Genomic DNA, 11,878 nt, shown 5'->3' with positions numbered 1-11,878 from the left:
AGACTCCGAGGGCTCAGTCCTTGGGTGACCTCATATTTCCTCAAGGCGGCGTCCCGAGACCGAGTCAAACAACTACCGTGCTCAAATTGGCGAACGCCTCGCGTGGATTCCGAAGTAAGTTGATAGATGAGCTTCCAGGAAGCAGCCCTTCAGCAATGGCGGCTGCTGGCCCATAGCTGACCTTGGCGCCAACAGAACGACCAGCGGTTGACCTGTAGCCACCGCTGACAAAACGGACCTCGCCAACAACCCATCAGCCGCCCATCGCTCAGTGCCAAAAGCGCTCAGCCATGCCCCCTCAACGTGGCGCCATCCGGATCGCCCCGTCCAGCCGCAAGCTTTCCCCGTTGAAATTGCCGTTGGTGAGCATGGTTTCGACCACGTGGACGTATTCGTCGGGCTCGCCCAGGCGCTTGGGGAACGGCACCGAGGCGGCGAGTGCGGCTTTCACATGTTCGGGGGCGCCTTGCAGCAGCGGGGTGTTGAAGATGCCGGGCAGGATGGTGGGTAATCCCCTCCGAAATGCAGCGGGCTGAAAAGTAAATTCAAGCGGTCATGTCGCAACCGGTCCGCCCGATGCGGATGAAGCTGGCATTCATGCGGGCGTCAGGCGTGACCTGACGCACATCGCAGACCAGCGCCGAGCCCGGCATGCTGCGCGCCTACAAACGCTTGATCGACGAAGGGTTCGGCCTGCCGCTGGGTGAGGCGATGGCGCTGGAAGCGCAGCGGTCGAAGGAATGGGCAGCCGCGCAGACACCGGAGGCACTGGAGAGGCGGCGGGCGGCGGTGCAGGAACGGGGGCGGAGGCAGGGATAAGGTGTCGAGCTTCTTGCTTGCCCAAGGTCATTGGTGGCTCACGGCGAGGAAGTTCCACACGTGGTTCTCGAACGAACGACGGCGCCAGGCTGTTATGCACAGGGTTCAGTTATGAGCAGTTCGGCCCTGCACGGCAGGGGCGCTCCCTCGAACGAGAAGAGCCATCGCAGCCATGGGCTGAACATAGTCACAAGGTCGTGAGGAAGTCCAATAGCGAGTCATCTGCCCGAAAGCGGCGTGCGACGACGCAGGGATTCTGCAGCCGGGACAGCGCCCTCTTCTTTTATGGGATCACAAGTCTTGCGGCAGCGCCGGGCTTATGTCCAGTTCACGAAGACTGCCACTGTCAGTGGCATAGACGAATCCAAGCACTCAGCTCAATCAACCTCGGCAACTGTTCATAACCGTGGACTGCGCATAACAGCCTTGATGTAGAGCTCTACATCAAGGCTGGTTGCTGCCGCTGACCAAGCACGACTGAATGTCGGCCGCCGTGGTCACCTGTACTTCGAGAATGGAAGGGTCGAACGATCGCTGCTCCTCAGTTACCGGCCTCTCATCAAACGCCAACATGGCTTAAGCAGCCAGTCAGACTTGGCAGTTGGCTCATGCGGCCGACCGGTGGTTGCTGAACAAAACCACAGCTTGCAATCCTCACTCAGCGTTGCCGCCTGGTTTCGTCTTGGACGAAGCGACCGGTTCGAATCGCTGGGATGTCGTTTCGGCTTAGACCCAGGTCCTTCAGCATCGCGTGCGTCACACGTTGATCACCCAGGGGGGGTGGGTGGCGCGCCAGCAGGTCCAACAAGCGGGCCAACAACGACCTTGTCCGGTAGGGTGTATACCCATGGCATCCGCCCTCGCCTTGCTGCTGCGCGCGGTTGGCGAAGCGTGCGTTCATTTCTCCGTTGGGGATGGCTTGGTCTGCGAAACTGAACGTGCCCAGCTTCAGGACTTCTTCCCCGGCCCGGAGCACCGCCCCCAGTGCTGTTCGGGCCAGAGACCCGCCCAGACTGACCCGCTTTACACCCAGATCGGCCAATTCTTTCAATCCAAAGTCCGCCGACGGAAATCCCATCATCACATTCACAGGGCGGTGAACAGCTTGTACCAACGTAGCCAAGTCCGACAAGCGTCTGATGCCGGGAGCAAACAGAACGTCAGCCCCGACAGCCTCATACGCTTGCAGCCGCCGCAGGACATCGTCCAGATCAGGGTTGGGGCTGCAAAAGTAGTTCTCGGCCCGCGCCGTCAAGGTGAATGGGAAGGGCAAAGCCAGCGCTGCCTCCACGGCAGCATGGACACGCTCGACAGCCTGTGAAAACGGGTAGAGCGGCGTTTGGGGGTTTCCTGTCGAGTCCTCTATGGACCCGCCCACCACCCCGGCTTCTGCAGCCCGTGAGATGGTTCGTGCCACGGCCTGCGGGGTGTGGGCATACCCGTTTTCCAGATCAGCACTGACGGGAAGCTGCGTCGCGGAGGACACTTCGCGCAGGTGCATCAGCATGCGATCCAGACCCACACTGTTGTCCGGCGCCCCACAGGAAAAGGCAAAGCCTGCTCCCGTGGTGGCCAGGGCTTGAAAGCCCATTTGTTCCAAGAGGATGGCGGAGCCCCGATCCCACGGGTTGGGTGTGACGAAAAGTCCGGGGCGTTCATGTAGAGCCCGGAATGCTTGGGCTTTCTGGTATTGGGTTTTCATGGGCAGAAGGACATGAAGGATGTGACGTTGAACACCAGTTCAGGCCGAGTCCAGGCCTCAAAGGCCCAAACCAGCGCCAGACCAAGCACACAGGCAAGTGCCCAGCGGGTGAAGGTGGGGATGCGGGTCATGCCGGAACCGCCGCCGATCGGACAAGCTCCCTGTCATCGATGGGGTAATGCAGCAACGCTGCGATGACCCCCAATGCAATGCTGATGGCCCAAAGAGGCTGATACGACTGCGTTGTGTCAAACACATAACCCCCCAGCCAAACCCCGAAAAACGCTCCGATTTGGTGGCCCAGGAACACAAAGCCAAACAGGGTGGTGATGTAGCGCACGCCAAACATCTGAGACACCAACCCGTTGGTCAGCGGCACAGTGCCCAGCCAGACAAAGCCCATCACGGCGCAGAACGCGTAAAGGCTCCACACGTTGACAGGGAGTAGGACAAACAGCGCCATGGCTGCCGATCGGACCAAGTAGATGGCGCTGAGCAGGTACTTTCGCCGCCGATGCCCACCCAGCCAGCCGCAAAAATAGGTTCCAGCGACGTTGGTCAAGGCAATGATGGCCAGGCCCGCCACCGCATCAGAAGCACGCAGGCCCTGGTCCATCAGGTACGCAGGCAGATGGGATGCGATGAAGGCCAGTTGAAAACCGCAAGCCAGAAAGCCCAGATTGAGCAGCCAGAACCCGCGGTGCGAAAACGCCTCGGTCAGCGCATCCTTCAGGCTCTGTTCAGCATGGGACGGCACCTGTGGCCGATCCTGAATGGGCAATACACAGGGCAGCGCCACCGCGCACAGGATGGCCAGTATCACCAAGGCGCCGGCCCAGCCCGCTGCCCCGATCAAGCCCTGAGATAGGGGTACCAGGAAAAATTGCCCCAAACCGCCAATGGCACCCGCCACGCCCAAACCCCAACTGCGACGGTCCGCGGGCAGCATTCGGCTGAGTGCACCGTACACCACGCCAAACGCGGTGCCCGACAGTGCCAGTCCCACGTACAGGCCTGCTGAGAGCGTGAAGCCCAAGGGTGTGGTGGACATGGACATTCCGATCAAGCCCATGCCGTACATCACCAGACCACCCGCCATGACAAAGCGCGAGCCGTACCGATCTGCCCACATGCCCGTGATGGGCTGGGCTACCCCCCACAGCAGGTTTTGCAAGGCGATGGCAAACCCAAAATCTTCACGCGACCAACCCCGATCCAGGGTAATTGGTAACAGAAAGATGCCCTGCGAGTGACGCACCCCCAGCGACAACCCCATGATCAAACCTGCGGCCAACACGAGGGTCCAGGGGTTTTGCATCCAGGTTTTTGAAGGACTTTTTAGCATTCGATTTGTGAATGTGTTGAGCTGACAAAGAGAGCCCATTACACTGGCTGTCCAAGCGTCTTTCAAACGACTTTTATGAACAACTTGGATGCAAAAAAAGAATGTCAATATCTTTGACGCGCTTGCCTTCACTCGATGCTGTCAAAGGGTTTGTGGCCGTGGGTCGGCGCATGAGCATCACCTTGGCCGCTCAGGATCTGTGCCTGACGCAGTCGGCCGTCAGTCGGCAAATTCATGTTTTGGAGGAAGCCCTGGGCATGAAGCTGTTGGTTCGGGGGCACAGGAGCATCGCATTCACCCCGGAAGGTGAACGGCTGTTTCGCAGCGCCGACCGTGCGGTTCAACAGCTGCAGGATGTGGTGGGAGAGCTCAAGAGAAGCAATGACCAACGGGTGGTGACGCTGACCACTCCCATCGGGTTTGCGGGGTTGTGGCTGATGCCCCGGCTGGGGGGATTCATCGATGCACACCCTGACATCGAAGTCCGCTTGTCGGCAAGCGATCGCCTGGTTGACCTGAAGGCTGAAGGCGTCCATTTGGCCATCCGGTACGGCAAACGCGAGTCCATGCCCGCAGGGGCAGAGCTGCTGTTTGGCGAAACCGTGGTGCCAGTGGCCCATCCATCGCTGGGGATATCTGTGCTGAACAACCCGGCGGAGTTGGAGCGACAGGTGTTGCTGGAATTTGACGGGCCGTATCGCCCTTGGCTCCAGTGGGCTGACTGGCTGGCTGGTCATGGCTGGTCAGCCATCCGGCCGAAGGGCATGCTCCGGTTCAATCAGTATGACCAGACCATTCATGCCGCAATGGCTGGACAGGGAATTGCCCTGGGACGGAAGCCCTTGGTAGATACCTTGTTGGCGGATGGCCGCCTGGTTGCTCTGGAAGCACATCGAGCAGCTCCGGAAGATGGCCCTTCCTCCTGGTTGATTCAAGCCAATGCCAACCCCAGCCCTGAAGTGTTCAGGGTGGTGGAGTGGATTCGTGCTCAAGCCGCTCTGGGCGCTTCGTAGTGTGAGGCCGCCGACCTACCAGTTAGCGAGGTGCTGGAACTGGACATTGCCTGCTCACCTCGCCTTGAACATTCGGGTGAACGAGTCCATGGCGCAACCACTCCAGCGCCACAGGCCACAAGCTGTGTTGAAAGCGGCTGTGAAAAAAAGCGAAATGACCGATTCTGGTCTCACCCACTTCCTGAGGGTGCAGATGCAGATGGGTGCGACGGCTGCCGCAGAAGTAGGCCAACAAGCGCCGTACCGCCGCCACGGTTCCAAACTCGTCGTCACTGAGGCTCAGCGCCAGTATTTCGGCCTGCATATCTGAAAACCTTCTGACCAAAGCTCGGCGTTCATCGGTGCTCAGCGCCCGTGAGCCCTTGCGCCAGGTGTCTTCGAACCGAGGGGTGCGGGACGTCCAGTCACGCACCACCCCTTTCGGCGTGTCTTCCAGCCAGCCCAAGCGTTTGCCCGGAAAATAGCCAAACACCGAAGTGAGGGCGGGCATGGCCACGTGCCACTTCAAGAGCATGCGCAAGCGATGACCGCGGGCATAGTCCCGCCAATGGGCGTACTGCGCACCCACGGTGAAAACCCGTGATATCCGGTGACTGGACTCCGCAAGTCCCACCAGAAAACCTCCAACACTGTGGGCCACCACATGGATAGGCTGACCAGGCATCGAGTGGCTCACCCATTGGAGTGCTGCCTCGAAGTCCAAGCGTCCCCAGTCGATCCAGCCGACATTGAACCCTCGCAATGTTTCTGGGCGCGACTCGCCAATGCCCCTGTAGTCGTAGATCAACACATCCAAACCATGGTGATGTAAAAACTCGGCAAACCGGACGTAGTAGCGACAGCACACCGAGGTGGCGGGGTTGACCACCACCACAGGTCGCCTGGGATCAGGACGTTCGTGCCGCCAACAGACCCCCTTCAGGGTGTACCCATCGGAAGCGGTGATTTCTACCAACTCTGGACCAGTGTTGTTGTGAGGCATTTCGCATTCTCATGGTGCATGTGATACGTGTGAAATCTATCTAATCCATAGAAATTTTCACGCGACATATTTGGCTCAAAAACATGCGCTTTACTCATGCGAAAAGTACGTTCTGATGTGTGACACTCCATAAGCATTCGGCGTGTGGTTCTTTCAAAAAAACCAAACTTCGGCGCCGCTTGAGGTGCGTTTGAGGGTCCCCGGGAACCTCGTGAAACGGTATCGGTGTCCGAGAGTTCAAAATGGCATTTCTCATGAGCGAAACCTTTGAAGGACAGTGTCAATGTGGCGGTGTGAAATACCGTGTGAAGGGCACGGCTGCCACGGTGTTTGTGTGCCATTGCACAGAGTGCCAGCGTCAGTCAGCGAGCGCCTTCGGCATGGCGCTCTGGCTGCGTCAAGCAGAGGTTGATCTGGTTTGTGGCGCACTGAACGAGTGGACACGCCTCATGCCCTCTGGACGCAGCATGGTTTGCAGCTTCTGCCCCACCTGCGGTACGCGCTTGTTCCATAGGGTGCTCGGTCAATCAGCGCTTTTAAGCATCAAACCCGGCACGCTCAACAATGCCCGGGCGCTGGTACCTGTGGGGCATATCTGGACCTCCAGCAAACAGGCTTGGGTTTGCATATCGGACACACAACTGCAGTACGTTGGGAATCCACCGGATTTCGATGGACTACTCGCAGCTTGGGGCGCTTCTCATGCTTAACGACGGGGCACGCCAGCGTAGTTGGCAATGGCAGAGGCCGACTGACAGGCCCGCTGTGTGCTGCCCACCACCTGCTGCGACCGCCTGGTGGTTCATGTGAGTTTGGGCGCCGGTCCCGATTTGAGCCACAAACGCTGACAGGGACGTGATCGAACTGAACGACTACATCCCAAAAAATAGCAACAGGCGCTTGAGGCTGGTTGCTGTCGGTGACCTAGCACGCCTGAAGGTCGCTCGTCGTGGTCACCCGTCATTCGAGAACGGAGGATGCGAACAACCGCTGCGCCTGCGTTTCCAGGCATTCAATGTTCGGTCAGCGTTCTCACCGTGACGGCAGGGAATCGGTACTGAGGAAATGCCTCCAAACGATTCTTTCGACGACAGGCGAAACCGCGCAACCTCAACCCTTCACGACGGCGCTGCATGAACAGCAGATTGAACACGTTATAGGGGCAGACTGGTTGAGCGCTTTAGTTCTTTGAGCGAAAAGCTCGTCGAGATTTCTCGAACACCCGGCAGTGCACGGATCCGCGTGCGCACGAACTCCGAGAAGCTCTCCAGATCCTGACCCACGACTTCGAGTTGGTAGTCGAAGCGACCGGACAGGTTGTGGCAAGCCAGTACCTGCGGCAACGCGATCACCTCGCGTTCGAACGAGGCTGCGGCTTCCGGCGTGTGGTTTTCCATCTGAAGCTGGACGAAACCCGTGACGCCCAGGCCGAGTTTGTGCCGGGACAGTTGCACCGTGTATCCCTCGATCAAGCCAGCTTCTTCCAGCCGCTTGACGCGCCGCCAGCACGGCGAGGTCGACAGGTTCACCTTTTCCGCCAGCTCACCGATGGTGACGCGGCTGTCTTTTTGCAGGGCCCAGAGGAGCGCCCGGTCGGTCGCATCGAGCTTCACGGTTTCCACTTCTGATCCTTTCCTCAAAAATCACAATTCAAGGCATATATTGCCTCATTTAATGTCTTTTATAGGATCAAAAGGCAACTATTTGCCTCATCAAAGGACCGAAACTTCTGTCCAGACATCGTCAACACAGGAGTCAGAGCATGGAGCAATTGGTGAAGGGTGACCCCGCTGCGGCGCTGCCGGGCGTGGGCACGGTGAAGTGGGTCAACGAAATGGGGCGCAAGCGGCAAAGCGGCCCTTCGCAGCGCTTGAGCGGGCATGGCAGCGGCTCGACGACCTGGCGCCCTGCCACCACAGCGGTTCATGCGGGAACGCACGACGACCCGGTCACCGGGGCGGTGGGCACACCGATTTACCAGACCAGCACCTTCATCCTGGGCGAGGATCAATACCGAGCCGTCGAAGAAGGCTACGCCCGTGACCGCTTCATCTACACCCGTTACGGCAATCCCAGCCAGTGGGCGGTGCAAGAGAAGCTGGCGGCGCTGGAGGGGGCCGAGTCGGCGATCGTATTCTCCAGTGGCATGGCGGCCATTTCCGCGACGGTGCTGTCCATGCTCGACAAGGGCGCACACGTGGTGGCGTCGAACGAGCTGTATGGTGGCACCTACAACTTCTTCCATCACGAGCTGCCTTCGCTGGGCTTCACCGTGAGCTATGTGAATCCTCGCGACATGTCGGCGATCGAGGCGGCGATCCAGCCCAACACCATGGTGCTGTACTTCGAGACCATGACCAACCCCTTGGTCAAGGTGGTCGACATGCCGGCCATCGGCGAACTCGCCCGGCGGCACAGTCTTCGCCTGGTGGTCGATGCCACGTTCACCACCCCGCTGGGCATGCACCCGCTGGAACACGGTGCCCACGTGGTCGTGCATTCCTGCACCAAGTACCTCAATGGGCACAGCGACCTGGTGGCCGGCGTGGCCATGGGAGCGCGCAAACACATGGACGCGATCTGGCCGCGCCTGCTGGCGTTTGGCGGCTGCCTGGATCCACACGCGTGTTTCCTCCTGGAGCGCAGCCTCAAGACGCTGCCGCTGCGCATGCGGGCACACGCCGAGGGGGCACACGCGGTCGCCACGTTCCTGCAACAGCACCCCAAGATTCGTGAGGTTCACTACCCGGGGTTGCCCAGCCACCCCGACCACGCACTGGCCAAGAAGCTGCTGAGCAACATGGGGGGCATGATCGCTTTTGCCGTCGAAAGCGACGCCATGGCCCTCAAGCTGCTCGATCGCTTGCAACTCATGCGCCAGGCGACCAGTCTGGGTGGCGTCGAAACGCTGGTCAGCCTGCCCTACAACACCTCGCACGCCGCCTACACGTCCGACCAGCGCACGCGCCTGGGCATCCCGGCCGGCTGTGTGCGTCTGTCGGTCGGCATTGAAGACCCGCAAGACCTGATCGCCGACCTCGAGCAGGCGTTGGCCGCCCTCTGATCACAGCGGCTTCACCGCCTCAACCTCTTTCCTGTTTTTCCATTCCCAAGGAGTTCCCTATGCGCAACGGCATTCCCGCGGCCGGCCTGTCCGAACTGGCCCATGAAATCCAACAAAACCCCGCACAAGGCATCGCCACCTACGGCGTGCAGGTGCGCTGGCTGTCCGGCACCCGTTCACAGGCCAGCGCCCTGCCCATGAAGGTGGGCGACCAGTCGGTCAACCGCGATTTTTCATGGTTGATTGACGAGCCCAAACAACTCGGCGGCAGCAACCACGCCCCCAATCCGCAGGAGTATCTGCTCAGCGGCTTTGGCTCCTGCCTGATGGTGGCCTACCTGGTGGGGGCGACCATCATGGGCCTGCAACTGTCACAGTTGGAGATCGAGGTGCGCAGCGGGATTGATCTGGCGGGCTTCCTCTCGGCGCGCGATGGCGCCCCGGTGCCGCTCCAGGGCATTCGTTATGTGGTCCGTGTGGCGGGCGATGGCACGCCCGAGCAGTTCGAACAACTGCGCCAGGCCGCCCAGGCCCACAGCCCCAATGCGATGTCCTTGGCCACGGCTGTGCCGGTGTCCGGAACGCTGGAGCTGGCATGAGCGGTTTCAGCACGCGAGCGATCCACTTCGGATACAACCCGGCGGAGAACCACGGCGCCCTGGTGCCCCCGATCTACACCTCCTCCACGTTCTCCTTTCCGGACACGGCCTATGGTGGCCGTTGCTTTGCCGGCGAGGAGCCGGGTTACTTCTACACCCGCATCAGCAACCCCACGCTGGCTTTGCTGGAGTCCCGTCTGGCCAGTCTGGAAGAGGGCGCAGCTGCGGTCGTGTTCGGATCGGGCATGGGCGCGGTGACTTCCACGCTGTGGACCCTGCTGGAGCCCGGCGACGAGATACTGGCCGATCTGACGCTCTACGGTTGCACCTTTGCCTTCCTGCAGCACGGCCTGGCGCGCTTTGGCGTCACGGTTCGGCATGTGAACATGAGCGATCTGGAGCAGGTCGCCCAGGCGATCCACGCGAAGACCCGGGTGGTGTACTTTGAAACACCGGCCAACCCCAACATGCGCATGGCCGACATCGCCGCAGTGGCGAAGCTGGCCCATGCGGTTCAGGCGCGCGTGGTGGTGGACAACACTTATTGCACGCCCTATCTCCAGCAGCCCCTGACCCTGGGTGCCGACGTTTCGCTGCATTCCATGACCAAGTACCTGGGTGGACATGGTGACCTGACGGCAGGCGCGGCGGTGTTTGCCGATGCGGAGCTGGCGCAGCGCGTGCGTCTGCAGGGCCTCAAGGACATGACCGGCGCCGTCATGTCGGCGCAAGATGCGCACCTGGTGATGCGGGGTCTCAAGACCCTGACCTTGCGCATGGACCGCCACTGTCAAAGTGCTATGCAGGTCGCGAAGCTGCTGCAGGAGCACCCAAAGACGGCCGTGGTTCACTTCCCCGGGTTGCCCACGTTTCCCCAGCACGAACTGGCCTGCCGTCAGATGCGGCAGTTCGGTGGCATGGTCGCTTTCGAGTTGAAGGGCGGCTTGCAGGCTGGGCAGCGTTTCATGGATGCACTGGAACTGGTGACACGCGCGGTCAGCCTGGGTGATGCCGAGACCCTGGCCCAGCACCCGGCCAGCATGACCCATTCTTCGTATACCCCCGAGCAGCGGCGCCTTCACGGTATTGAAGATGGGTTGGTGCGACTGTCCATCGGGCTGGAAGACTTGAAGGACATCACGGACGACATTGCCCAGGCCCTGGATTGATCACAAGGCCAGTACAAGAGCGGACTCTCTCTTCCTCCCTGATGCTTGATCCAAGGGATCCGTATGGAAACAAAATTGCTTGAAGATCTGATCACCCTAGCAGAGACACGGAGTTTCAGTCGTGCGGCAGAACTCCGCCATGTCTCCCAGCCCACCCTGTCCAGGCACATCAAGTCACTGGAACACTGGGCCGGAACTGATTTGGTGGACCGCTCGACCCATCCTACAAGGCTGACGCCAGCTGGCCAGGTGCTGAGGTGGAAAGCCATCGATGCACTTCACAGCCTTCAGTCTGCACGGACCAACCTTCAACTGATAGAGACAGACAACCATGCATGAGCCATCTTCGTCGGCCCAGAAAGATACCGACATTCAGGAGACCACGGAGTGGCGAGAAGCCTTCCTGTCGGTGCTGGAAAACGCCGGCCCCGACCGGGTCCGTTTCATACTGGACGATCTCTCTCGCCTGGCACGGGGCCAGCGCATCGGCTGGCAGCCCGAGCTGAACACGCCCTACATCAACACCATCGCGGTCGAAGACCAGCCCGCGTTCCCTGGCGACCTGGCGGTGGAAGAGCGCCTGGCCTCGCTGATGCGCTGGAACGCGCTGGCCATGGTGGTGCGGGCCAACCAGGCGTATGGCGAACTGGGCGGGCACATCGCCAGCTATGCGAGTGCGGCCGATCTGTTCGAGACCGGGTTCAACCACTTCTTCAAAGCCGGCCGCCAGGGCGATCTGGTGTTCTTCCAGCCGCACAGCGCGCCCGGCGTCTACGCCCGCGCCTTCCTTGAAGGCCGCCTGAGCGAGGCAGACCTGCTGCACTACCGCCAGGAGATCACCGCCCCGGCCAGCGGCGCGCGCGGCCTCTCCAGCTACCCGCACCCATGGCTGATGCCCGATTTCTGGCAGTTCCCCACCGGCTCCATGGGCATCGGCCCCATCAGCTCGATCTACCACGCGCGCTTCATGCGCTACCTCACGCACCGGCAGTTGTTGAACTGCGAAGGCCGCAAAGTCTGGGGCGTGTTTGGCGACGGCGAGATGGACGAGCCCGAGAGCATGAGCGCGCTCACGCTGGCCGCGCGCGAGAAGCTGGACAACCTTGTCTGGGTGGTCAACTGCAACCTGCAGCGGCTGGACGGCCCGGTGCGCGGCAACGGCCGCATCATCGACGAGCTGGAAAA

The 11,878-nt window shown here is 60.7% G+C and carries 11 protein-coding genes and 3 pseudogenes; 8 read left to right on the top strand and 6 right to left on the bottom strand.

All coding sequences use genetic code 11. The annotated features are described in order from the left end of the window. Window positions 1–298: 298 nt before the first annotated feature. Window positions 299–505 (bottom strand): annotated as a pseudogene (locus Q7J58_RS02970) (3-hydroxy-2-methylbutyryl-CoA dehydrogenase); the annotation flags it as partial. 146 nt (window positions 506–651) lie between these two features. On the opposite strand from Q7J58_RS02970, the gene Q7J58_RS02965 reads away from it, so the two are divergent. Continuing rightward, complete coding sequence (locus Q7J58_RS02965; protein WP_304823197.1) at window positions 652–819, top strand: hypothetical protein; 168 nt, start codon at window positions 652–654, stop codon at window positions 817–819. 658 nt (window positions 820–1,477) lie between these two features. On the opposite strand, the gene Q7J58_RS02960 is transcribed toward Q7J58_RS02965, so the two are convergent. From Q7J58_RS02960 to Q7J58_RS02950, 3 genes are read right to left on the bottom strand one after another with little or no spacing between them, the layout of a single operon-like run. Then, on the bottom strand, window positions 1,478–2,521 hold the full coding sequence (locus Q7J58_RS02960) for an isocitrate lyase/phosphoenolpyruvate mutase family protein (RefSeq protein WP_336623467.1): 1,044 nt from the start codon (window positions 2,519–2,521) through the stop codon (window positions 1,478–1,480). Further along, window positions 2,518–2,652: a hypothetical protein gene (locus Q7J58_RS02955; RefSeq protein ID WP_304823194.1), complete on the bottom strand. Its 135-nt coding sequence runs from the start codon at window positions 2,650–2,652 to the stop codon at window positions 2,518–2,520. Before Q7J58_RS02955 ends, Q7J58_RS02960 begins: the two co-directional genes overlap by 4 nt. Next, window positions 2,649–3,839 (bottom strand): MFS transporter, encoded by a 1,191-nt coding sequence (locus Q7J58_RS02950; protein ID WP_304823191.1) that lies wholly within the window; start codon window positions 3,837–3,839, stop codon window positions 2,649–2,651. The genes Q7J58_RS02955 and Q7J58_RS02950 overlap by 4 nt, the downstream gene beginning before the upstream one ends. 128 nt (window positions 3,840–3,967) lie before the next feature. Between Q7J58_RS02950 and Q7J58_RS02945 the strand changes: the two genes are divergently transcribed. Beyond that, window positions 3,968–4,879 (top strand): LysR substrate-binding domain-containing protein, encoded by a 912-nt coding sequence (locus Q7J58_RS02945; protein WP_304823188.1) that lies wholly within the window; start codon window positions 3,968–3,970, stop codon window positions 4,877–4,879. A gap of 22 nt (window positions 4,880–4,901) precedes the next feature. On the opposite strand, the gene Q7J58_RS02940 is transcribed toward Q7J58_RS02945, so the two are convergent. Further along, entirely contained in the window at window positions 4,902–5,861 is a 960-nt protein-coding gene (locus Q7J58_RS02940; RefSeq protein ID WP_304823185.1) for an alpha/beta fold hydrolase, read from the bottom strand. Between the two features lie 254 nt (window positions 5,862–6,115). Here Q7J58_RS02940 and Q7J58_RS02935 point away from each other — a divergent pair, with 254 nt between their 5' ends. After that, window positions 6,116–6,571, top strand: a complete 456-nt coding sequence (locus Q7J58_RS02935) for a GFA family protein (RefSeq protein WP_304823182.1) — start codon at window positions 6,116–6,118, stop codon at window positions 6,569–6,571. Window positions 6,572–7,015: 444 nt separating this feature from the next. Here the strand turns inward: Q7J58_RS02935 and Q7J58_RS02930 are convergent, their stop codons facing one another. Next, complete coding sequence (locus tag Q7J58_RS02930; protein ID WP_304823179.1) at window positions 7,016–7,483, bottom strand: Lrp/AsnC family transcriptional regulator; 468 nt, start codon at window positions 7,481–7,483, stop codon at window positions 7,016–7,018. A 140-nt stretch (window positions 7,484–7,623) separates the two neighbouring features. Between Q7J58_RS02930 and Q7J58_RS02925 the strand changes: the two genes are divergently transcribed. The 5 genes and pseudogenes from Q7J58_RS02925 to Q7J58_RS02905 all read left to right on the top strand — a co-directional run. After that, window positions 7,624–8,925 (top strand): PLP-dependent aspartate aminotransferase family protein, encoded by a 1,302-nt coding sequence (locus Q7J58_RS02925; protein ID WP_304823176.1) that lies wholly within the window; start codon window positions 7,624–7,626, stop codon window positions 8,923–8,925. A gap of 59 nt (window positions 8,926–8,984) precedes the next feature. Beyond that, a complete protein-coding gene (locus Q7J58_RS02920) occupies window positions 8,985–9,524 on the top strand; it encodes an OsmC family protein (RefSeq protein WP_304823173.1) in 540 nt (179 codons plus the stop codon). Then, window positions 9,521–10,693 carry a methionine gamma-lyase gene (locus Q7J58_RS02915; protein WP_304823171.1) on the top strand — a complete coding sequence of 391 codons (1,173 nt, stop codon included), beginning with the start codon at window positions 9,521–9,523 and terminating at the stop codon, window positions 10,691–10,693. The genes Q7J58_RS02920 and Q7J58_RS02915 overlap by 4 nt, the downstream gene beginning before the upstream one ends. 63 nt (window positions 10,694–10,756) lie before the next feature. Beyond that, window positions 10,757–11,005: pseudogene (locus Q7J58_RS02910) on the top strand (LysR family transcriptional regulator); the annotation flags it as partial. 19 nt (window positions 11,006–11,024) lie between these two features. Continuing rightward, a pseudogene (locus Q7J58_RS02905) lies at window positions 11,025–11,878 on the top strand (pyruvate dehydrogenase (acetyl-transferring), homodimeric type); the annotation flags it as partial.

It is taken from the genome of Hydrogenophaga sp. (genome assembly GCF_030656115.1).
GTDB lineage: Bacteria > Pseudomonadota > Gammaproteobacteria > Burkholderiales > Burkholderiaceae_C > Hydrogenophaga.
The sequence above is the reverse complement of the archived record's forward strand: the minus strand, read 5'-3'. Positions and strand labels throughout refer to the sequence as shown.